Origin of the sequence: Bacillus pumilus, assembly GCF_009937765.1 — a bacterium.
Lineage (GTDB): Bacteria > Bacillota > Bacilli > Bacillales > Bacillaceae > Bacillus > Bacillus pumilus_O.
Window position 1 is genome coordinate 3265985 of the sequence record NZ_CP047089.1, and the last position, 20158, is coordinate 3286142.

The 20158-nt window shown below is 41.5% G+C and carries 27 protein-coding genes; 12 read left to right on the forward strand and 15 right to left on the reverse strand.

Translation table 11 applies throughout. The features are described from left to right. Nucleotides 1-11 precede the first annotated feature (11 nt). The 4 genes from GPS65_RS16240 to GPS65_RS16255 are packed head-to-tail and all read right to left on the reverse strand — an operon-like array spanning nt 12 to nt 4045. Complete coding sequence (locus GPS65_RS16240; RefSeq protein ID WP_012010980.1) at nt 12-1493, reverse strand: phytoene desaturase family protein; 1482 nt, start codon at nt 1491-1493, stop codon at nt 12-14. Further along, the gene (locus GPS65_RS16245; protein WP_012010981.1) at nt 1490-2617 is read right to left on the reverse strand and encodes a glycosyltransferase family 2 protein; all 1128 of its coding nucleotides are present in this window, start codon (nt 2615-2617) and stop codon (nt 1490-1492) included. The genes GPS65_RS16240 and GPS65_RS16245 overlap by 4 nt, the downstream gene beginning before the upstream one ends. Beyond that, a complete protein-coding gene (locus tag GPS65_RS16250) occupies nt 2602-3348 on the reverse strand; it encodes a lysophospholipid acyltransferase family protein (RefSeq protein WP_041815872.1) in 747 nt (248 codons plus the stop codon). The genes GPS65_RS16245 and GPS65_RS16250 overlap by 16 nt, the downstream gene beginning before the upstream one ends. Beyond that, the gene (locus tag GPS65_RS16255; RefSeq protein WP_012010983.1) at nt 3317-4045 is read right to left on the reverse strand and encodes a carotenoid biosynthesis protein; all 729 of its coding nucleotides are present in this window, start codon (nt 4043-4045) and stop codon (nt 3317-3319) included. Before GPS65_RS16255 ends, GPS65_RS16250 begins: the two co-directional genes overlap by 32 nt. Nucleotides 4046-4218: 173 nt before the next feature. Between GPS65_RS16255 and GPS65_RS16260 the strand changes: the two genes are divergently transcribed. The 3 genes from GPS65_RS16260 to GPS65_RS16270 are packed head-to-tail and all read left to right on the forward strand — an operon-like array spanning nt 4219 to nt 6787. Then, nucleotides 4219-5220: an ABC transporter substrate-binding protein gene (locus GPS65_RS16260; RefSeq protein ID WP_119125271.1), complete on the forward strand. Its 1002-nt coding sequence runs from the start codon at nt 4219-4221 to the stop codon at nt 5218-5220. Between the two features lie 15 nt (nt 5221-5235). Next, nucleotides 5236-6006, forward strand: coding sequence for an ABC transporter ATP-binding protein (locus GPS65_RS16265; RefSeq protein ID WP_119125272.1), 771 nt, complete (start codon nt 5236-5238; stop codon nt 6004-6006). Between the two features lie 34 nt (nt 6007-6040). Next, a complete protein-coding gene (locus GPS65_RS16270; RefSeq protein ID WP_372585422.1) occupies nt 6041-6787 on the forward strand; it encodes an ABC transporter permease in 747 nt (248 codons plus the stop codon). Nucleotides 6788-6819: 32 nt separating this feature from the next. Here the strand turns inward: GPS65_RS16270 and ytkD are convergent, their stop codons facing one another. Next, entirely contained in the window at nt 6820-7296 is a 477-nt protein-coding gene (gene ytkD / locus GPS65_RS16275) for an RNA deprotection pyrophosphohydrolase (RefSeq protein ID WP_012010987.1), read from the reverse strand. 248 nt (nt 7297-7544) lie between these two features. On the opposite strand from ytkD, the gene GPS65_RS16280 reads away from it, so the two are divergent. Continuing rightward, entirely contained in the window at nt 7545-8198 is a 654-nt protein-coding gene (locus GPS65_RS16280; RefSeq protein WP_012010988.1) for a TerD family protein, read from the forward strand. Between the two features lie 22 nt (nt 8199-8220). Continuing rightward, on the forward strand, nt 8221-9012 hold the full coding sequence (locus GPS65_RS16285) for an AIM24 family protein (protein WP_012010989.1): 792 nt from the start codon (nt 8221-8223) through the stop codon (nt 9010-9012). A 30-nt stretch (nt 9013-9042) separates the two neighbouring features. Here GPS65_RS16285 and GPS65_RS16290 read toward each other — a convergent pair whose 3' ends face one another. From GPS65_RS16290 to GPS65_RS16305, 4 genes are all read right to left on the reverse strand, one after another. Then, nucleotides 9043-9351 (reverse strand): hydrolase, encoded by a 309-nt coding sequence (locus tag GPS65_RS16290; protein WP_119125274.1) that lies wholly within the window; start codon nt 9349-9351, stop codon nt 9043-9045. A gap of 43 nt (nt 9352-9394) precedes the next feature. Beyond that, on the reverse strand, nt 9395-9799 hold the full coding sequence (locus GPS65_RS16295) for a phage holin family protein (protein ID WP_012010991.1): 405 nt from the start codon (nt 9797-9799) through the stop codon (nt 9395-9397). Between the two features lie 137 nt (nt 9800-9936). Next, nucleotides 9937-10128: a hypothetical protein gene (locus tag GPS65_RS16300; RefSeq protein ID WP_088004115.1), complete on the reverse strand. Its 192-nt coding sequence runs from the start codon at nt 10126-10128 to the stop codon at nt 9937-9939. A gap of 125 nt (nt 10129-10253) precedes the next feature. Then, nucleotides 10254-10691, reverse strand: coding sequence for a Dps family protein (locus GPS65_RS16305; protein WP_012010992.1), 438 nt, complete (start codon nt 10689-10691; stop codon nt 10254-10256). 131 nt (nt 10692-10822) lie between these two features. Between GPS65_RS16305 and ytzI the strand changes: the two genes are divergently transcribed. Then, nucleotides 10823-10969, forward strand: a complete 147-nt coding sequence (gene ytzI / locus GPS65_RS16310) for a YtzI protein (protein WP_041815877.1) — start codon at nt 10823-10825, stop codon at nt 10967-10969. Between the two features lie 8 nt (nt 10970-10977). Here the strand turns inward: ytzI and GPS65_RS16315 are convergent, their stop codons facing one another. Both GPS65_RS16315 and GPS65_RS16320 read right to left on the reverse strand, forming a co-directional pair. After that, nucleotides 10978-11412 carry a FixH family protein gene (locus GPS65_RS16315; RefSeq protein ID WP_161985461.1) on the reverse strand — a complete coding sequence of 145 codons (435 nt, stop codon included), beginning with the start codon at nt 11410-11412 and terminating at the stop codon, nt 10978-10980. Nucleotides 11413-11526: 114 nt separating this feature from the next. After that, a complete protein-coding gene (locus GPS65_RS16320) occupies nt 11527-12000 on the reverse strand; it encodes an S-ribosylhomocysteine lyase (RefSeq protein WP_012010994.1) in 474 nt (157 codons plus the stop codon). A gap of 126 nt (nt 12001-12126) precedes the next feature. On the opposite strand from GPS65_RS16320, the gene yidD reads away from it, so the two are divergent. Beyond that, nucleotides 12127-12351, forward strand: a complete 225-nt coding sequence (gene yidD / locus GPS65_RS16325) for a membrane protein insertion efficiency factor YidD (protein WP_003217666.1) — start codon at nt 12127-12129, stop codon at nt 12349-12351. A 1-nt stretch (nt 12352) separates the two neighbouring features. On the opposite strand, the gene GPS65_RS16330 is transcribed toward yidD, so the two are convergent. Continuing rightward, nucleotides 12353-12916 (reverse strand): beta-class carbonic anhydrase, encoded by a 564-nt coding sequence (locus GPS65_RS16330; protein ID WP_012010995.1) that lies wholly within the window; start codon nt 12914-12916, stop codon nt 12353-12355. A gap of 214 nt (nt 12917-13130) precedes the next feature. Here GPS65_RS16330 and GPS65_RS16335 point away from each other — a divergent pair, with 214 nt between their 5' ends. After that, nucleotides 13131-14120: a metal ABC transporter solute-binding protein, Zn/Mn family gene (locus tag GPS65_RS16335; RefSeq protein WP_012010996.1), complete on the forward strand. Its 990-nt coding sequence runs from the start codon at nt 13131-13133 to the stop codon at nt 14118-14120. A 94-nt stretch (nt 14121-14214) separates the two neighbouring features. On the opposite strand, the gene GPS65_RS16340 is transcribed toward GPS65_RS16335, so the two are convergent. Further along, on the reverse strand, nt 14215-14457 hold the full coding sequence (locus tag GPS65_RS16340; protein WP_003217579.1) for a type B 50S ribosomal protein L31: 243 nt from the start codon (nt 14455-14457) through the stop codon (nt 14215-14217). Between the two features lie 175 nt (nt 14458-14632). Between GPS65_RS16340 and GPS65_RS16345 the strand changes: the two genes are divergently transcribed. The 4 genes from GPS65_RS16345 to GPS65_RS16360 all read left to right on the forward strand — a co-directional run bounded on the left by GPS65_RS16345 (nt 14633) and on the right by GPS65_RS16360 (nt 17476). Next, entirely contained in the window at nt 14633-15964 is a 1332-nt protein-coding gene (locus GPS65_RS16345; RefSeq protein ID WP_003217550.1) for a cytochrome ubiquinol oxidase subunit I, read from the forward strand. 21 nt (nt 15965-15985) lie between these two features. Then, on the forward strand, nt 15986-17032 hold the full coding sequence (locus GPS65_RS16350) for a cytochrome d ubiquinol oxidase subunit II (protein WP_186316353.1): 1047 nt from the start codon (nt 15986-15988) through the stop codon (nt 17030-17032). Between the two features lie 68 nt (nt 17033-17100). Continuing rightward, on the forward strand, nt 17101-17259 hold the full coding sequence (locus GPS65_RS16355; protein WP_008360682.1) for a DUF1540 domain-containing protein: 159 nt from the start codon (nt 17101-17103) through the stop codon (nt 17257-17259). Between the two features lie 25 nt (nt 17260-17284). Then, nucleotides 17285-17476, forward strand: a complete 192-nt coding sequence (locus GPS65_RS16360; RefSeq protein WP_012010998.1) for a hypothetical protein — start codon at nt 17285-17287, stop codon at nt 17474-17476. A 106-nt stretch (nt 17477-17582) separates the two neighbouring features. On the opposite strand, the gene menC is transcribed toward GPS65_RS16360, so the two are convergent. Together menC and GPS65_RS16370 are read right to left on the reverse strand one after the other, a co-directional pair. Then, nucleotides 17583-18707 (reverse strand): o-succinylbenzoate synthase, encoded by a 1125-nt coding sequence (gene menC, locus GPS65_RS16365; RefSeq protein WP_012010999.1) that lies wholly within the window; start codon nt 18705-18707, stop codon nt 17583-17585. Further along, nucleotides 18694-20154 carry an o-succinylbenzoate--CoA ligase gene (locus GPS65_RS16370; RefSeq protein ID WP_119125276.1) on the reverse strand — a complete coding sequence of 487 codons (1461 nt, stop codon included), beginning with the start codon at nt 20152-20154 and terminating at the stop codon, nt 18694-18696. The genes menC and GPS65_RS16370 overlap by 14 nt, the downstream gene beginning before the upstream one ends. Nucleotides 20155-20158 lie beyond the last annotated feature (4 nt).

The window sequence follows — 20158 nt, forward strand, 5'->3', positions numbered from 1 at the left end:
TTCATCTGTTCTTACGTTAATTGCTTGATGATCGCTTCTGCAACGAGCTGACCTGATTTTGTCACCATCGGCGTGCCTCCGCCCGGATGACTTGTTCCTCCAACAAACCAAAGTCCTTCAATGTCCTTTGACTGATTATTGATACGGAAGAACGCCTGCTTGAATGAGTTGGAAGACATCCCATAAATGGCTCCATGAAATGCGCCCGTTTTCTGCTGCAGATCAAGCGGAGTTTGAACCGCTTCATATTCGGTCACCTGATCTATATCAAAGAGACCCTTTTCCTTTAATTTTGTTTTCATATGCTGCTGATATGTCTCCTTTAGCATGTCCCAATCTTGCTCTTTTGTCACATAAGGCGCATTCGCCAGTACAAACAAGTTGCTTCTTCCCGGTCCTCCGCTTAAAGCTGGTTCTGAATGACCTGAATAACATATGTAGAGCGCCGGATCTTGAGGCAGTTGTTTTTGTTGAAAAATATCCTTGAATTCTTGCTCATAATTCTCTGGGAAAAACACATTGTGATGGGACAGCTGTTCATAGACCTTAGGTACACCTAATAAGAGAACAAAGCCAGATAATGACGGTTCAATAGTAGCAAGCTTTTGATTTAAAAAGCTTGGGCGGTCTTTTTCATCAATCAGATGGCGGTAGACAGTCAGCGCGTCCGCTCCTGCAATAACTTGATCAGCTTCATACATCTGGTGAGCCGTTTCTACTCCTGTAATTCGCCGGTCCTTCACATGAATCTTGTTGACTTGTTCATTCAGATGAATCTGTACACCTAATTCCTTTGCCAAAGTCTCAAATGCTTCAACTAAACGATATGTACCGCCCTTTATGCCATAAATCCCTTTCTCTCCTTCTAAATACGCCATCATATTAAAAATAGCCGGTGCCTCATAGGGAGAAGAGCCGATGTATGTCGCATACCGTCCGAACATCGCCAGTGTATGAGGATGACGGAAATATTTTCGGAGCAAGCGTTGAACGGTTGTAAACGGTTTGACAGAGAGAAGGGCTTTCACGAGTTTTACATTCGCCTTATCCTTCCACGTCAGTAACAAACGATTTAAAAACTGATCCTCAGCCTGTTCAAAAAGCATCTTTGATTCCTGTAAAAATGGACGGTATTGCTTTGCATCTTCAGGACTGAATGCTGCAATTTGTGATTCCATCTGCTCGATATTGGGCGTAAATTCAACCGTATGTCCATCTGAAAAAACATTTTTGGTCAGAGGAGAAATCGGATAAAATGTCACGTAATCCTCCATCCGTCTATGACAGGAAGCAAATACTTCCTCAAAGTACGACTTCATTGTAATGGTACTCGGTCCTAAATCAAAAGAGTAGCCAGCCTCCTGATGGCGCTGCAATTTCCCGCCTAAAGCCGCTTCTTTTTCTAATATGGTGACCTGAACCCCGCGTGATTGTAAACGGATCGCTGCTGATAATCCGCCCAGCCCGCCACCGATGATGATCACTTTTTTCATTCGTACCTTCTCCCTTTCCATTCATACCCTTCTTTTTTCAGACCGATTTTCATAGAAGCAAAGCCAATGGCGATCAGACTCAAAATGCTGACCGGTAATAAAAAGGCCATTGCAGAAGTTCTTCCGTTCTCAATATCAATTGCCGCTTTGATCGACACACCTAGTCCGTAGCAAAGAATGGCTAAGCATATACTAAGCACATCCAGCTTTAACAAAGCCACCATCAAGCAAATGATTGGTGCCAAATAAAGCAGGGTGTATAAACAAAAGACACTGCTTAACAAAGCAATGCTTCGATTGACACCTGGAAACAAGTTTTTCCTGTAACCTTCCCATACCTCTTGGCCACTCTCATACATTCTCATATACACAAACGGATGAATGCTTGCAAGAGTGAACGGAAACCCTTGTTCCTTCACCCGTCTAGCCAATGCCATATCATCCACTAGCGAATCCTTAATCGCTTCATGTCCGCCGATGTCGTGATAGCAATTCTTTTCAATGGCAATAAATCCTCCATGCGCGGCGGCAAAAGCCGGATTCTTTGATTTTCTGACCCACTTCACAGGCAGATGACAACCAATGGTAAACATCATCATGGGAACGACAAGATGCTCAAAGAAAGTGCCGGTTTTTTGCTCTGGGAAGCCTGACAGCATGCCGGTTTTTTGCGCGCATAACTGCTCGTACACAGCTTCTATTGCTCCCCGTTTCAACCGGACATCCGCATCTAAAAAGAATAGCCAATCAGAAGCCGCTGCTTCAGCAAGCTGAGAACAAGCATATGATTTTCCTAGCCACCCTTGCTTTAATGCCTGACCTGACTGCACATGAATCCATGGATATGTTTGTGAGAATCGCTCCACAACCGCTCTTGTCTGATCGGTCGAATGATCATCAAGTACAATTACCTCTTTCGGAAAAAGACGCTGATCAACGATCGACTGAAGACAGGCTTCTATCCGTTTCTCCTCATTTCTAGCCGGAATCAGGATCGATAACGAAATGGGTTCGTCTGATGAAAAAGAAGCGGGCTTTAACACGGGAAACTGCTTCATATTCCATATCGTGAATAGAAACTGGCAAAGCAGGAGCACGCTGATCACAGTTAAGAAGAGCGCCATGTTTTCACCCACTTTTTAAAAGAATCAAACGCATCACTTGTTGACTGACTTGTCCTTGTGATCTGTTTAAATTCTTCGTTTGTTGAAAAATCAGGATCTGCAATGATCTGTGCTTGATGTCTGTTTAACTGCGTTTCAAGCAGATCGCCAAGCATACACGTCATATCCTTGCTTCGCAGGGAGCTTCCAGATACGATGGCATCATCGCCGAACATAACAGAAACTGTCGGCTTTTGAAATTGATTAAATGTATACTGCAAGGTGACAGGCTTCACCACAACTTGTTCAAATTGCCTCACTAAAAAAGAAGCCCCGCCTTCCAGTTCAAGCGGCCGCACGTCCTGATGCATAATTTTCCCCTGTGGAAAAAGCCAGACCGCTCCGCCGTCCTCCATGTTCTCTTTTGCTGTCATTAAAGCGTGTTTCACACTTTTTAAGTTCTCTTTATGAACCGGAAACGCCCCAAGTTTACGAAAAAAAGCATATTGCTTCAGCTGTTTCTCTTCCATCATCATGTAGTGATCAAATTCAGACGCTTTTTCTGTTAAAAGAAAAATGATCAGACCATCCCACCATGAGCTATGATTGGCGAGATAAAGAACAGGCAGGTTTTCCTTCGGATCGACCGAGCCTTTCATCATGACACAGCGGAAATGCTTATGAAGTAAATATCGCTCTAGATAAAGTGAAAATAGACGTCTAAACGATCGACTTTTGTCGCTTTCTTTCAAATCGAACCCTTCCTTCACACAAAATGACAATGATGAGTGCTAAATAAAAAATGACATCGAGTCCACCCTTTAATGCCAGAAGACCAAAAAAGAACACCATCGCCTGATAAATACGACTCGTCCAGCTGAGTGCCTTTTGATCAATTGAGACAAGCGGGAAAAGAAATGAAAGTCCTGCTCCAATCATACCCCAGCTCACAAAATTCTCAAAAGGAATACCATAAAACCCGCCGCCGTCATACCACACCCAAAACTTCCGCTCTGCTGCTACTGGATCTAAAATAAGGTCAAGCAACACAATCCATATCCCCGTTTCGATGGCTCGTCTCCACTTTGACTGCTGACTGGATAAAAAAAGGCTATTTAAAAACACGCCAACCCATGCAAACGCAATGGTTAATGGCACCCCCGCCACTAAAAAACCTAACGTCGGATAATAGTCATAGGCCCCAAATGGGAACCCCGTTGTGATCCCTATCCACTCGACTGTAAATGTAAGCACCCCGACAATGGCTGCCCTTTTGATGACAAATCCCCATGAGCCATAAATCTGTCGCCCGATCTCGATGACGCAGCAAGCATACAGCACAAGAAAGATTCCGTTTGCAAACTGAAGCCATGCTGGCACTTCAAAAAAGACCATTAAGATCAGACCTACTAAATACCATCCAACAAAAACCCAACTCAATCTATACACGAAACCGCTCCTTTATTTCTGCCAAATTCAAGAAAGCCTTCATGCCTCTAGTATAGAAAAAAAGACGCGTTCTATAAATAAACAATGCGCTTCTTATTTTTATCTAGGCACTCACCAAAAATCCCTTTTCACATACTTTAATAGTGATCTAGAACAAAGGAGGCGAATTACTCTTGAATCGTTCCATCAAAGTCAGACTGGCATTCATCGTCGTCGTCCTGCTCTTTATTCCATTTGTCGCCTGTAAAAAAGAACAGGAGCAGACCGTACAAGTAGCCGAGGTGACCCATTCGGTCTTTTATGCTCCGCTTTATGTCGCACTATCTGAGGGTTTCTTCAAAGAAGAAGGCCTGGAGGTTGAACTGAAAACCACTTGGGGCGGCGATAAAACGATGACAGCTCTCTTATCAGGCGGTGCTGATATCGCCCTGACCGGCTCTGAATCCTCTATCTATGTAGAGGCTCAAGACACAAAGGATTCTGTCATGAACTTTGCACAGCTGACACAAACAGACGGCACATTTCTTGTTTCAAGGGAGAAAGTAAACCAATTCTCTTGGGATCAATTAAAAGGAAAAGACTTCTTAGGACAGCGGAAAGGCGGCATGCCGCAAATGGTCGGTGAATATGTCTTGAAAAAAGAAGGCATTGATGTGAAAAAGGATCTTCGTATGATTCAAAATATTGATTTTGCCAACATTTCAGGTGCGTTCTCCTCTGGAACTGGCGATTTTGTGCAGTTATTCGAACCGACCGCTTCCTTACTCGAAAAAGAAGGTAAAGGGTACATTACCGCCTCCTTTGGAGAAGCTTCTGGCAAGGTGCCATATACCACCTTCATGGCAAAGAAGAGTTACTTAGAGGAAAACAAAGAGAGCGCTGAAGCCTTCACCCGCGCCATTTACAAAGCGCAGAAGTGGGTAGAAGCCAAACAGCCTGAGGAGATCGCAAAGGCCATTCAATCTCATTTTCCTGATACAGATCTTGATGTCTTATCAACTGCGATCAAACGCTATAAACAGCAAGATTCCTTTGCAACAGATCCCCTTTTGAATGAAGAGGAATGGAACAAATTGCAGGAAATCATGAAGGAAAGCGGTGAATTGCCGGAATTTATCCCGTACAAACAACTTGTCGATTCCTCCATTGCAAAGAAGGTCACAGATCACAAATAGAATAGGAGGTAGCACATGTCTTTCCTTCAAATTGACCATGTGACCCATACGTACTTCTCTTTAAAAGAAAAAACAACGGCTATACAGCACATCAATTTGGAGATAGACCAAGGTGAATTCATCTCATTTATTGGTCCCAGCGGCTGCGGAAAAACCACCTTGCTGTCTATCATCGCAGGAATCACACCGCCTTCTGAAGGTCGAATTTTAATCGAAGGAAAAGAACCCAATCAACAGGAGCATCAAATCGGCTATATGCTCCAGCAAGATTATTTGTTTCCTTGGAAGACCATTAAGGAAAATGTGATCCTCGGGTTAAAAATTGCGAAACAAGATTCACATGAGTCCGTCTCAGCTGCCCTTGATTTACTACCTAAGCTTGGACTACATGAAGTAGAGGAAAAATATCCGAAGGAGCTGTCTGGCGGAATGAGGCAGCGTGCGGCTCTCGCCCGAACGCTTGCAGTTGATCCCGGTCTGCTTTTACTTGATGAGCCATTTTCAGCGCTAGACTATCAAACAAAACTCACATTAGAAGATCTCGTCTTTGACACATTAAAAAACTATCAAAAAACAGCAGTCCTTGTAACACATGACATCGGTGAAGCCATTGCGATGAGTGACCGCATATTCTTATTCTCAAAACACCCAGGCTCTATCCAGCGAATCTTTCCCGTTCCAGACGACATAAGGGCTCTCTCTCCTTTTGAAGCGAGACAGACCCCGCATTTCCAAGAGCTCTTTCAAACGATTTGGAAGGAGCTGAAAACAGTTGAAACACAGTGATCTATTACATGAAGCTTATCGCAAAAAATACCGAATGGAAAAACGGATCACACGTATCTATCAGCTCATCATATTCGCCAGCTTCTTTTCACTTTGGGAACTTGCTAGTCATTTCAGGTTCATTGATCCGCTTATTTTCAGTTCACCATCAGCGGTCTGCCAATTGTTTGTGCAAAAAATTCAAGATGGTTCTTTAATGAATCATATGAGTATTACATTATTTGAAACGGTACTCGGTTTTCTACTTGGTACCTTTTGCGGCATTTTGCTCGCCGCCGCCTTATGGTGGTCCACCCGATTAGCAAACGTTCTTGACCCTTATTTAGTCATTTTAAATGCCATGCCAAAAGTGGCCCTCGCCCCCATTTTAATTGTTGCCCTTGGACCTGGTATGATCAGCATCGTCGCCATGGGTGCGATCATTAGTGTGATCATAACGACGATCGTCATTTACACTGCCTTTCAAGAGGTCGATGAGAATTATTTAAAGGTGATGAAAACCTTTGGTGCGAGAAAAAGCGTTGTCTTTCGAGAGGTCATTTTGCCAGCTAGTATTCCAACGATGATTTCTGCCATTAAAGTGAATGTAGGTCTTTCTTGGGTTGGGGTCATTGTAGGAGAATTTCTTGTATCCTCAAAAGGGCTCGGCTACATGATCATTTACGGCTTTCAAGTCTTCAACTTTACACTCGTGTTCTTAAGTCTTTTTATTATTGCCGTGTTTGCGACCATCATGTACCAGCTTGTGGAATGGCTCGAACGCCGTTTTCTCCAAAAATAAAGAAAGCACAGGGAGATCTCCCTGCGCTTTTTTTAACGAATCAAACCGTTCTTTTCTAAATAAGCTAGACTTTGTCTTAACACATCATCTTTCATAATAAAACTGAAATTCTTATTTTTTGCGATGGACCTTGGCAAGTCTGCGAAAAGAACAGGTCCTTTCGTTTCAAAATACGTGTCTTGCTTCTCGAGCCTTTCAATATCAGCGAAATAAATATTTTTTACGATGACCTTTTCTCTACCTAGCACCTGATATTGGCCAATATACGTTAATTCACGAACAACAGCACCCGTCTCTTCTTGAATCTCACGTATAGCGGCTTGGTCTGCTTCTTCATTTGGCTCAACTTTCCCTCCTGGAAACTCATAGCCCCGATCCTCATGTTCTGTGAGCAGCCATTTCCCCTGATAACGGCAGATGGCCCAAACATGCTTTGGATGACTTGAAAAAGGCTTCTCTTCAAAGGAGAGCTTGACCGTATTATGATAATAATCTTTAAATACATGCATGTAAAATCCCTCATATCCTGTCCTTGCTTCTTGTAAAACATCATACCACAGATCACATTTCTCTGAAGAATTTTTATCAAAAGTGAAACAAACGAGTGGTTTCATTCCGTCTGTATTTAAAATGAGGTATTGTTGCTAAAACCTTTTTATCATCCCCAACTTCACCACATTTTAATCATGAAACCTTTTATCCCTTGATGACGTAAATCAATGAGTGTTTGTCCTATGACGCCGAGGAGGAAAACAGCATGAGGATAACAAATGGGTCAAAACAAGAGAAAGACCAAGCGCATACGTTCAGTAAAATTGAAAAAGTAGACGCCTCTCATGAGATGATCAAGAAACATCTCATCAAAGGGCAAAAGCTAGAGTTAACAAAAGACAATCCGAATATCGACCAAATTCAAATCGGGCTTGGCTGGGATTTGGCTGGCCAACCAATTGATTTAGATACGCAAGTGTTTCTCTTAAATGAAGAGGACAAACTGTTGTCTCCAAACCATCTGATCTATTATCACCAGCAGCAAAGCTTAGACGGAGCTGTTCGTCACCTTGGTGATCATCAAGTAGGCGGCGGGTATCGAGACAATGAAATGATCATTATGCAATTAAGCAGAGTCTCTCCTGATATTCATAAAATCGTTGTAACAGCCACAATACATGATGCCCACGAGCGCAAGCATCATTTTGGACAAGTGACGAACGCCTATGTGCATCTGACTGATCAAATCTCACAACAAGAGATTTGTACCTTTCAATTAACAGAAGATTATTCGTATTGTACCTCCATCATTTGCGCTCAACTCATCAGAGATAAGGAAGAATGGAAAATCATCGCAACCGGGCAAGGAACTACGTTAGATTTACATGATTTATGCCGCATCTACGGATTCACATCTTGACGCATGGAAGGAGCAGGCACCAATGGGATTTCATTTCAACACAATAGAAGAACTCACTTTACAAGCAGAAGGAAGCGGAATCTTTTTTGCGAAAAAAGGCGCAATGATTGCCGATCAAGGTACGTTTCAATATCGCAAACGACTACTCGGAACGAACAAAGGAAATATGGTTAGCCAAGTATTTAACCATATCAGCAGGAAATTGACAGGTGAAAACCTTGAAGTGATGGAAGTGAGTGGACAAGGCACTTGTTATTTGGCTGATTCCAGCGAGCACGTGACAGTGATTAATCTTGAGCCAAGCGGTCCTTGGCAGCATGTAAGTGTAGAAAGTGAGGATTTACTTGCTTTTACCGAGGAATGTCATTACGGCGTGACACCAGTAGGCGTTGGGATATTATCACAAAAAGGACTATTTACATCAAAGCTCTCCTACCAAGGCCACGGGGCGCAGGTCGCCATTAAAACAAATGGAAACCCGCTCATTTTAAAAGCTCCTTGCCGTGTAGATCCTGACGCCATTGTCGCTTGGACAGGTAAAGCACCGAAGGTCAAATTAGATGTGAACTGGAAGACCCTCATCGGACAAACATCTGGTGAATCCTACTTATTTGAGTTCCAAGAACAAGACCAAATTGTTATTATTCAGCCATCTGAGCGTACATCCGGCTTACGGGTCGGTTTAGACGATAACCGTTACAAGCCTCAGAGCCAGGGCTCATCTCATGAATTTACGAATTCACAGTCATCTCAGCAAGAGAATAGAGGCGGGCTTAGTGATCTCATCGGAGGCATCTTACAACCGCGAAAATAAAAGCATGTAGAAAAATCTCTACATGCTTTTTCAATTCATTAATCCATTTGTTTCAATAAAATTCTTTGTCTCTTCATTTCCGAGCTTAAAAATCATAGAATATATCTCTTTTCTTTTTCGATCCATTTCATCATTCGGACTGTCAAAATGATATTCAAGATACGGAACATGCGCTCGAAAGAAGCCTTTCCAATCGGTCATATACTGTTCATCGAAATATTCCCTCAGCTGCAAAATTTGATCATCATCTGCTTCTATTTGAAATTGCCAAGCCGCCGCATCTCTATGCTGCGATATCGATCCATCTTGTACGGATACATAATATGTGTGTCTCGTCATCTGATTCATCCTTTTTCCTTTAGTATGACCAGTTACGAAGAAATTACGGCTTTTTGCGCAATTTATTTTTTAACATGTCCAACACATCAATAAACAACTGTGGAATAGGAATTCCGAGGGCATTGGCTGTCGAGACGATTTGGTAAGATTCATAAATAATATAAAAGATGATCGCTAAATCCTTAATCATCCCGTTTGTCTTCAGCATGACATCAAAGAAATGCGCCATCGATATTAAAAAGACCGTCACAATCTTTCGAACAAGCCGCGTAGAAAAACGTTTCATTGTGAGCTGTCCTGTCAAAGATTCTCTTAGGCTTGAACAAATTAATTCAATCGCCATGAGTGTTACTAATATCATCAGTAAATATCCTGCTCCACCAAACAGAAAGCCCATCGCTGACAAACTGACTGTAAACAACGAAAAGATGCCTAAATCCTTGCTCACTTGGCATCAACATCCTTTCAGAGTGGAACTCCTTACCTCAATAGTATATGTCAGTTCCTCGCAATAGCTTGGACGACAAAAAATAAAGGCGTCGTCTTTTAAAGAAAAAAAGCCGCCTTGTGCGGCGGCTTCCATCTTTAGACTCTCACATCGATAAAGCGAGCGTCTGAATCCTTTGGCTGAACAGCTTGAGGCTGCTGCTGGACTTGATCCAGCATGACCATGGCTTGTGCTGTATTCGTAGCAAGCTGTGAATTCAACAAACTCATATTAAGTGTTTTTTGAATGCTTGCGACTTGCTGACTCATCATTCCTGCAATAGAAGACATTTTCTCCCCTCCCTTCTCTTTTCTCTTCGGCTGAAAGCCCTATGATTTCAATGGGCTGTCTGTCCCGATTCCAACAAAAAAGGAATGTCGATCTCTTGACGATCGACATTCCTTCCACATACGTATTAACCTAAATATGCTTTAAGCATCCAGTTGTGTTTCTCAATAGATTGATGAATTGCAAGCAGCATATCACCGGTTGTTTCATCGCCAACTTCTCCAGCCAGCTCCATTCCTTGCTTTAATTCTTCAGCAATATTGGAGAAATCATCATATAGATTTTTCACCATTTGCTCCGCTGATTCATTTCCTTCAGCTTCTTGAATGCTAGAAATTTCTAAGCATTCTTTCATTGTCGCAACAGGTTGTCCATTTAACGCAAGCATACGCTCAGCCAAATCATCAATGTATGTCGCTGTTTCTGTATAAAGTTCCTCAAATTTCTCATGGAGTGTAAAGAAGTCTTTTCCCTTTACGTACCAGTGATAGTTATGTAATTTTACGTAAAGCACAGTCCAATCTGCTACTTGTTTATTGACGACGTGTAATAATTTTTCAGACATGTTTATTCCTCCTTATGTAATTGCGTTTAGTATGAGAATACCCTTTTCCTATTATACTGAAACCTGCCATGAATTTCTTCTATTTTGACTGCATGAAATATATGTTAATATGGAAATAAGGAGGGAGTTAGATGCTGCTACTTGGGATTATCAGCTTTATCATTATCTCAATCGTTGTCTTTTTATCGCTGTGGACAACATCGAAGGCTTATGAATATAAGCATAAAATCGACACACCACAGGATGCTGAACCAAACCAACGTCCTAACCCGAAATAAAATGACACTTAATGATGTGAGGTTTCTTCTTCAGTAGATGAATTCTCTTTTTTCACATCACCTACATGGATGTTCGTCTTTGGCATATTATGCTGCTGTTTAGCTGTCACATGGACTTGTATGATATAAAGGCCATCTTTTTTAAAGGCTGTATGCAATTCATATACACCTTTGTTCTCTTTCTTTGGCTTAATCATCTTGCTGTTATCCTTATCGCCATCTTTCCACACTTCAAATTGAACATCGTCTGCGTCATCAACAGGCGTATCACCATATGTGACAGCTGCTTTTACTATAACGCTTTCATTTTTCTCCACTTGTTCAGGTCCTGTAAGCTTCACTTCTAATAGTTCAGGCACCTCCCCTTTGCCACTATTTGCTGCAGAGTTCCCACATGCACTTAGTAACAAAAGCAACACTATCATTCCCAACATTTTTCGCATCCAGAGTTCCCCCTTCTATTACTGACATGTCCATTTTAACAAATATCCCCTATTTTGACATCTCATGATCGAATACAAAAAAACCGGACATCATCATGTCCGGTTTATGATTGATTAACCAAATACTTTGAGAAGCTCTTCTTGATCTTGAGAAAGCCAGAAACGCATCAAACGTTTTGCCCCTTCAAGGTCATGAAGTTTCGCTTGACCGCATTGCTCTTCGTTTGCAGCAGGAATCTCTGTTACCTCAACTGCATCCTTGAATGTTGCATCAAGAAGTTCAACGATTTCTTCTGGAGTTGGTGCACCACTGACCACTAAATAGTAGCCTGTCTGACAGCCCATTGGAGAAATATCAATGATATCAAAATGATCATATTTCTCTGAGTGTGTTCTAATGTTAAACGCAAGTAAATGCTCTAATGTATGAATCGTATCAGGTTTCATTGCTTGTTTGTTTGGCTGACAAAAACGAATATCAAATTTATTGACTTCTCCATCTGATCCCACTTTATGAACGCCACAATGACGAACGTATGGCGCTTTTACAGCATTATGATCAAGTTCAAAGCTTTCAACTGAAGGCATAATCACCACTCCTATAATTGCAATTTCCTATATTATAACATATTTCTCCGACCAGTTTAGTTTATAAAACTTTCCTTCCTTGTCCTTTTTTCTTATACTGTGAAAGACAGACAAGGAGGAACCTTTATGAAACAAATTTTTATCGGCATCATACGCTTTTATCAAAAATGTATTTCCCCTCTTACACCGCCTAGCTGCCGGTTTTATCCAACATGCTCAAACTACGGGCTAGAAGCGATCAAAACGCATGGCGCTTTAAAAGGCGGCTGGCTCACCATCAAACGGATTTTAAAATGTCATCCGCTCCATCCTGGCGGCATCGATCCTGTCCCGCCGAAAAAGGAAAAATAACTTACTTTTCATATCCGTTAACGACTACGTCAAGCTTGCCAGTTCCAGGATCAATGACAAGACCGTGCACAGGCACATTTGATGGGAGGAGCGGGTGGTTTTTCACAACGGACACACTGTCCTTCACACTCTCTTCGACCGAACTAAAGCTTTTGAGCCACTGTTTAAAATCAATTCCTGAGTATTCCAGTACTTCAATCCGTTTTTCTGGGATACCCCGCTCAATGGCTTTGTTTAAAAGTGTTTGGCTATCTATTTTGCTCATACCGCAATCATGATGTCCAATGACATAAACCTCGTCAGCATTTAATTCGTAAACAGCCACTAAAATGCTTCGCATAATACTTCCAAATGGATGAGACACAAGAGCACCAGCACTTTTGACGATCTTGATATCTCCATTTTTCATGTTCATTGCACGTGGAAGCAGCTCGACAAGTCTTGTATCCATACATGACAGAATGACAGCTTTTTTCTGTGGAAACTTCGTTGTTGTAAACTCTTCGTATTTCTTTTCTTCAATAAATTGTTGATTATATTCGATGATTTCTTCTAAAAGTTTCATACGTTGTCCATTCCTTTATCTTTTTTTAAAAATAAATATAGCACAATGTGAGAAATTTCGTCACGTTTTGCAGCGCATTTTTTTTAAAGGAAACATCTTCTGGTGAAATTTTTTTATTTTCCTCTTTTCAAATCGTAATTATTACGATACAATAACTCAGGACATTAAATCGTAATCATTTCTATCTAATAGATTGAGAGGAGACATTTTCCACATGAAAAAAATCTTTTATATGTTAATAGTTGCTTTATTTGCGATCGGCCTTGCCGCTTGCTCAAGCAGTGCGGGCACAAATGCTTCAAAAGGAAAAGCAGATGGAAAACTAACCGTCTACACCACTATTTTCCCTATTCAAGATTTCACTGAAAAAATTGGCGGTTCTCATGTTCATGCGCAAAGCGTCTACCCTGCCAATGCAGATGCACACAGCTTTGAACCAAGTTCAAAAACGATGGTTGAAATGGCTGAAGGTGACGCCTTCATCTACAGCGGCACAGGTGCTGAAGCATTCGCTGACAAAACCGCGTCTACCTTAAAAGACCAAGGCGTGAAAACAGTCAAAGCAGCCGAAGGCATCAAATTGTTATCGACAAAAGAAGAGCATTCACATGAAGAAGAGGAAGATCATGATCACGATCATGAAGGAGAAGAACATGACCATGATGGACACGATCACGGAGATAAAGATCCTCATGCATGGTTAGACCCTGTTTATGCACAGCAAATGGCGAAAAACATTAAAGATACACTCGTTTCATTAGATCCAGATCATAAAGACGAATACACAAAAAACTATGAAAAACTAAAAAAAGATTTGCAATCGCTAGATCAAGAGTTCAACACAACATTATCTAAAGCAAAACATAAAGAAATCCTTGTTTCCCATGCAGCCTACGGTTATTGGGAAAAGCGCTACGGTATTGAGCAAATTAGTGTATTAGGATTATCCGCTTCTGAAGAGCCTTCACAAAAGCAGCTCGAAAGCATTGTTCAAAAAGCTGAAAAGCATCACATTCAATATGTGATTTTTGAAAACAACGTCAGTAGCAAAGTCTCAGATACGATCCGCAGTGAAATTGGGGCAAAAAGCCTCACACTTAAAAATTTAGAATCTATAACTGAAGATGACGCCAAAAATGGCGAAAGCTACGTTAGCTTAATGAAACAAAACCTAAAAACCTTGAAAACTGCTTTAAATGATTAATTGTTAAACCCTGGGTGTTGATCCGGGGTTTTTTTGCTGTAAAAAAAGCACACCATTGTAGTGTGTGCTTTATTGTAGGGTGTGCTTTTTTATATTACATTTGATACTTTTTCTTAAACAACTCGGCTCTTCCGCCTTTTTCTCCGAATTTTTGGCGTCCTGTATAAAAAGGATGCGTATCAGAGCTTGTTTCTACTTTTATGACAGGGTACGTTTTCCCGTCTTCCCATTCTACTGTCTCATTGGATGACTTTGTCGATTTACTCAAAAAGCGGTAGCCGCTGTTTACGTCCATAAATACAACTTCATGTGAGGTTGGATGAATATCTCTTTTCAATGTCAAAACTCCTTTCGTTATCAAAACGTAACGATTACGTTTTATATTTATATTCTACTCCCTCTTTTACAACTTGTCAAAAATCGAGCTTTCTTAGTCAGGAAGAATAATCTAAAAATGGTGGAGAATAATAACATCATGAAAAAGAGAAGCGATAAGAAAGGCGGAGAAAAAATTGACTGATCTCGTTTTAGCTAGAAGCCTGTTCGGCACAACCATGGGCTTTCATATTATTTATGCCTCGCTTGGCGTCGGCATCCCGCTAATGATTTTGTTAGCTGAACTCATCTTCCAAAAAACGAAGGATCCTCACTATGCTGTCATGGCGAAACGGTGGACGAAAGCGCAGGCTGTATTATTAGGTGTCGCCATTCCAACAGGAACGATTGCTGGTACCCAGCTCGCTCTTCTATGGCCTGGTTTTATGGAGGTCATCGGAAAAGTCATGTCACTGCCATTTCAGATTGAAATTTATGCGTTCTTTATTGAAGCATTATTTATGTCTATTTATGTGTACGCAGCGGATCGCCTATCACCTGCTATGCGCATTATTACCGTTATTTTTGTCGTGATTGGTGCAGCCGCTTCAGCGATCCTGATCACAAACGTACATGCATTTGAAGGTACTCCTGCTGGCTTTCAAATGGTCAATGGAGAAATTACGAATATTGAGCCTTGGAAGGCCTTTTTCAATCCAAGCTTCGTCGTAACTGCGACACATGTCGTGCTGTCTGCTTTTACAACAGGTGCTTTTGTCATTGCATCAGTAGCCGCTTTTAAAATGCTCAAAACAAGAAAGAATGAGAAACTCTATACGTTTCATCGAAAAGCTCTTTTTCTTGGACTCATTGTAGGCGGCCTCTTCTCATTTCTCACGGCCATAAATGGTCATGAGTCTGCTCAGCTTCTGTACGAATATCAGCCTGAAAAGTTAGCAGGTGCTGAAGGTTTATTTGAAACACAATCACATGCACCTCTTGCAATAGGTGGTTTTACTGATGCCGATTCAAAGGAAATTAAAGGAGCAATTGAAATCCCTTGGGCGCTTAGTTTCCTTGCAGGGAATAGCTTTGATACAGTGGTCAAAGGCTTAAATGATTTCCCGCGTGACGAGTGGCCCCCTTTATTTATACACACGTTATTTAATGGCATGGTCATTATTGGCTCAGTCCTCATTTTGTTTGCGGTGCTAGCACTGCTTTATCGTAAAATTTTAAAACGCGAACATTATCCGAAGTGGCTCCTTTTTCTCTACTTATTCGGCGGACCCCTTAGTCTTTTAGCTATTGAATTCGGCTGGATCTTTGCCTGTACAGGCCGTCAGCCATGGGTCATTTACCGAATGCTCAAAACCTCAGAGGTCGTCACATCATCAGGCTCAATTGGCACACTCTTTATCCTATTTGCCATCGTCTATCTCATCTTAGGCATAGCAACTGTGATTGTGCTGACGTACTACTTTAGAAAACATTCGATTGAAGAAGACCTACGGTTAACAGAATCTTAAAAAGGAGCGATCTAGATGCAAATGGATGTGACAACTGATGCACTCATTGCAATCACCATCTTATGGGGGTTCGTTTTTATCTATGCAGTGATGGCATCAATGGATTTCGGCGCAGGATTTTGGTCCATGATTTATATGAATAAAGAACAAACAAAGGCCGCTAATATCGCAAATAAGTACCTCTCTCCAACATGGGAAGTAACGAACGTATTCATTGTCGCAATTGTTGTTGCGTTGTTTAGCATGTTTCCAGGTGCGACCTTTGTCCTTGGTACTGTTTTATTAATACCCGGCAGCATTATATTATTGCTTCTTGCACTGCGAAGCGGGTTTCTCGTATTTTCTCATTCTCTTCCTAAAAAATACAGAAAAGCAGTGACTTACATTTCAGGGATTAGCGGCTTTATCATTCCATCGATCCTCATCATGGTTCTTCCGATTACTCATGGTGGATTTATCTTTGAGCAGAACAACAACTACTCTTTAGATCTTGGACTGGTCTTTACGAGTGCAAATGTCTATTCTTTTGTCGGCTTTGCCATTTTCAGCACCCTTTTTCTTTCATCATTGCTTTTAGCTGATTTCTCGAATGTGGCTGATGAAGATGAAGCTTACAGCATTTATAGAAGAGGAGCGCTCATTACGGGTCCGCTTTCACTCATGATGGCCTTTTTCATCATGCTGACATTAAGAAGCGAGGCAAATTGGCTGTTCACAAAAATGATGCAGAACATCCCTATTCTTCTTGTATCACTCCTGATGTTTTTGCTAGCAGGGCTGGCTCTATTTTTGCCAAATAGCCGGTTTAAGCATCGGAAAGGCAGGCCGCGTTTAGCTGTCATTGCGATTACCATTCAATATTTTTTAGCAAGCTACGTGTACGGACGCGCCCATTTGCCTTATATGGCCTATCCAGATATTACAATCATGTCTGGATTTACAGACCCTGTGACATTTAGAGCATTATTTATCACGTATATTGTAGGTTTTATCATCTTATTTCCTGGGTTCTATTTCTTCTGGAGATTGTTTATGAAGGATAAGCGCTATATTCGCCAGGAAGATTAACGTGAATGGATGAGGTTCATTTCGGTTACATTATAGAAGAAAGACATACTCAAAAGGAGGTCATCTGTATGAGTCAAAAAATCCTTTGTGAAGTCAATAACTGTTCCTATTGGAATGCTGGAAACCGCTGTGGTGCAGATGCAATCTATGTCGTCAGCCATACAGGAAATACGGCTGAAAAAAGTGAAGAAACGGATTGTAAAACGTTTAAACCACAAGACCTTTAAGTCTCATTTAAGGAGGCGCTTCACATTGAAACACGATCGGCTGCTTCAAACGTTTTTTGATGAAATTCATGATGCGGACGAAGCCGCATTTTATCAGGCTGCTCACTCCTTTTTAAATCTTTGGGATTATGAATATGGCCATGCAGCAGACATGCCAAGTGAGATGAATCACTATATTGGACAGCTTGCTTATGACAGTGAACTGGTAGAAGAGTAAGAAAGAGCGGATCACCGCTCTTTCTTTTTTGTTGAGACAGGAAGGAAAGACTTTCTCTCACTATATATAGTTTTTAATGGATGTGCAAAAGGTGAATATCTCATTTTCACATCACAAAATCATGTTTTGTAAACACGTCAATTTTATCTGAAAAAGAACGAAGCGCTTGATAATCCACTTCTACACCCATTCCTGGGGAACGAGGTACCTCAATAAAACCATTTTCAACCTTAATTTCAGGATAAATGATATCCTGCTCCCAATATTTTGACGAAGCTGAAATATCACCTGGAATAGTAAATTGCGGAAGAGAAGCAAGTGCCACGTTCTGCGCGCGGGAAATGCCTGTTTCAACCATTCCCCCACACCATAATGGAATTTGATGCTCTTTACTAAATGTATGGATTTTAAGGGCTTCTGTCAGCCCACCAACTCGTGAAGGCTTCACATTAATAATCTGACAGCTGCCAAGCTCTACAGCTTTTCTAGCGTCATCTAAGGAACAAATACTTTCATCCAAACATATCGGTGTTTTTAAATGCTTTTGCAAATGGCGATGATCGACGATATCATCTGCAGCTAATGGCTGTTCAATCATTAATAAACGAATGTCATCGAGCTGCTTGAGTTTGCTTATATCCTTTAACTCATAAGCAGAGTTTGCATCCGCCATGAGTGGAAGGTGGGGAAAAGATTCTCTAATTTTTTTAAGGAGTCCAATATCCTGTCCCGGCTTAATTTTCACCTTCACACGCTGATAGCCTTGGTCCACAAATTGCTGTATTTGCTTTAGCATGTCATCAACGGGTCCTAACCCTGCTACAACTCCAGAAGGTATTCTATCTTTGGTGCCGCCTAATACATCTCGTAACGACTTATTCTCACGCTTCGCATAAATATCCCAAACAGCCGCTTCAATTCCCGCTTTCGCCATCCTATTCCCTTTAAATTGGTACAGGCTGTCTGGTATGTCTGAAGGGTGTGTAAAGGTGCGTGTCAGCACATTTGGTATAAAGAAAGCTCTCAGCATATGGTAACAGGTCTCAATGGTTTCTTCCGTATACCACGGAGAAGAAAAGGCTGACACTTCTCCCCATCCAGTCAATCCCGTTTGATCTTTTACCTCGACAATAATAAATTCACGATCTGAGATGGTCCCAAGACTTGTGGTAAATGGCTGCTTGAGCTTCATCGTAACATGATATAAAGTCACTCGTTCAATTTGAATCATCTAAAAACCCCTTTGACTTGAGTCTGTGCCTCTGCAATTTATTTGACGCATTTCTTGGCAGCTCGTCCACAAAGTGAAAAGAGGCAGGCCATTTATATTTTGCTAGATGCGACTCACATAAAGCATAGAGCTCATTCTCCGGTATTTTATGATCTGTGACAAGAAAGGCAGCTGGTACCTCTCCCCATCTATCATCATCTATACCCGTCACTCCGGCTTCCTTTACATGCGAATGTGTTAACAGGACCGCTTCAATTTCAGCTGGATAAATATTCTCACCGCCAGAAATAATCAAATCTGAACGGCGGTCAAGCACAAATAAAAAACCTTCCTCATCCACATAGCCAATATCCCCCGTTTTCAGCCAGCCTTGATCAAAGGCAGCAGCGGTCGACTCTTCACGGTATAGGTACCCCTTCATGACATTTGCCCCTTTCACCATAATTTCGCCATGCTCAAAAGGACGACAAATGCGTGTACCATCTTGAATTTTCAGCTCACACCCAAAAAGGGGCTTTCCCGCTGATCCAAGCTTTTCTACACTAAATTCAGGCGCAAGGGTCACAATTTGTGAACAAGTCTCTGTCATGCCGTACGATTGAAAGACAGGGAACCCTTTCTCTTTGCTTTCTTGAAGCATCGCCAAAGGCGCAGGCCCTCCGCCTAATAAAAGACAGCGCAAAGAAGACGGACATTCTTCCAGTCTGCTTAATAAACGGGATAACATCGTTTGGACAACAGATATCATCGTCACACGATGCTGTTCAATCGAACCTATTACTTCATCGACATCAAACTTCTGATGAAGTACGACAGTCATCCCATAAATCACAGACTTAAATAAAGCGGATAATCCGCTAATATGAAAAAGAGGCAGTGCAATAAGCCAGCGATCATCCTCTCTGAGGCCCATATTGAGTGCAGAGGAAACTGCACTATGAAAATGATTACCAAACGTTTGCTCGACCCCTTTTGGGCGTCCTGTTGTGCCGGATGTATACATGATCGTCGCTGTTTGGTTCAAGTCAAAATCGTTTTCGATTTTCTTTACATTCTCTTGACCTGCTTCAGGTAATGTCTCCATTGTATAAACGGGAAGTTCACCCTTATGATCACTGGCATAAACAGGTTCAGTAAATAAAGCGGCTGCTTTTGCATCTTCAAGTTGAAAGCGTCTTTCCGCTTTTGTTAACTTATTGTTCAATAGAACGATTTTGAATCCTAATGAAAAACAAGCATGAACAAGCATCACCATTTGAGGATGATTGTTCATCAGAAGCCCGACTGCTTCCCCTTTTTTTAATGATGTTTGTGCAAGTCTATTTGAAAGCTCATTGACTTCATCAGCTAAATCGCGGAATGTCCATTTTTTATCTTGATAAATGAGCGCGACTCTTTCTGGTGTTACATAAGCACGGTGGAGCAGCCAATTCGGTTGCTTCATCATGACA

What these genes read in the sequence shown, in the direction of transcription:
- GPS65_RS16290 (WP_119125274.1), bottom strand. Translation starts at nt 9,351, where the DNA reads ATGACGAGACACACATATTATGTATCCGTACAAGATGGATCGATATCG.
- GPS65_RS16300 (WP_088004115.1), bottom strand. Translation starts at nt 10,128, where the DNA reads ATGTCTTCTATTGCAGGAATGATGAGTCAGCAAGTCGCAAGCATTCAA.
- GPS65_RS16320 (WP_012010994.1), bottom strand. Translation starts at nt 12,000, where the DNA reads ATGCCTTCAGTTGAAAGCTTTGAACTTGATCATAATGCTGTAAAAGCG.
- GPS65_RS16355 (WP_008360682.1), top strand. Translation starts at nt 17,101, where the DNA reads ATGAGTCAAAAAATCCTTTGTGAAGTCAATAACTGTTCCTATTGGAAT.
- GPS65_RS16330 (WP_012010995.1), bottom strand. Translation starts at nt 12,916, where the DNA reads ATGAAACTTTTAGAAGAAATCATCGAATATAATCAACAATTTATTGAA.
- GPS65_RS16305 (WP_012010992.1), bottom strand. Translation starts at nt 10,691, where the DNA reads ATGTCTGAAAAATTATTACACGTCGTCAATAAACAAGTAGCAGATTGG.
- GPS65_RS16315 (WP_161985461.1), bottom strand. Translation starts at nt 11,412, where the DNA reads ATGCGAAAAATGTTGGGAATGATAGTGTTGCTTTTGTTACTAAGTGCA.
- GPS65_RS16350 (WP_186316353.1), top strand. Translation starts at nt 15,986, where the DNA reads ATGGATGTGACAACTGATGCACTCATTGCAATCACCATCTTATGGGGG.
- GPS65_RS16240 (WP_012010980.1), bottom strand. Translation starts at nt 1,493, where the DNA reads ATGAAAAAAGTGATCATCATCGGTGGCGGGCTGGGCGGATTATCAGCA.
- GPS65_RS16285 (WP_012010989.1), top strand. Translation starts at nt 8,221, where the DNA reads ATGGGATTTCATTTCAACACAATAGAAGAACTCACTTTACAAGCAGAA.
- GPS65_RS16270 (WP_372585422.1), top strand. Translation starts at nt 6,041, where the DNA reads ATGGAAAAACGGATCACACGTATCTATCAGCTCATCATATTCGCCAGC.
- ytzI (WP_041815877.1), top strand. Translation starts at nt 10,823, where the DNA reads ATGCTGCTACTTGGGATTATCAGCTTTATCATTATCTCAATCGTTGTC.
- yidD (WP_003217666.1), top strand. Translation starts at nt 12,127, where the DNA reads ATGAAACAAATTTTTATCGGCATCATACGCTTTTATCAAAAATGTATT.
- GPS65_RS16335 (WP_012010996.1), top strand. Translation starts at nt 13,131, where the DNA reads ATGAAAAAAATCTTTTATATGTTAATAGTTGCTTTATTTGCGATCGGC.
- ytkD (WP_012010987.1), bottom strand. Translation starts at nt 7,296, where the DNA reads ATGCATGTATTTAAAGATTATTATCATAATACGGTCAAGCTCTCCTTT.
- GPS65_RS16265 (WP_119125272.1), top strand. Translation starts at nt 5,236, where the DNA reads ATGTCTTTCCTTCAAATTGACCATGTGACCCATACGTACTTCTCTTTA.
- GPS65_RS16370 (WP_119125276.1), bottom strand. Translation starts at nt 20,154, where the DNA reads ATGATGAAGCAACCGAATTGGCTGCTCCACCGTGCTTATGTAACACCA.
- GPS65_RS16245 (WP_012010981.1), bottom strand. Translation starts at nt 2,617, where the DNA reads ATGGCGCTCTTCTTAACTGTGATCAGCGTGCTCCTGCTTTGCCAGTTT.
- GPS65_RS16280 (WP_012010988.1), top strand. Translation starts at nt 7,545, where the DNA reads ATGAGGATAACAAATGGGTCAAAACAAGAGAAAGACCAAGCGCATACG.
- menC (WP_012010999.1), bottom strand. Translation starts at nt 18,707, where the DNA reads ATGATTCAAATTGAACGAGTGACTTTATATCATGTTACGATGAAGCTC.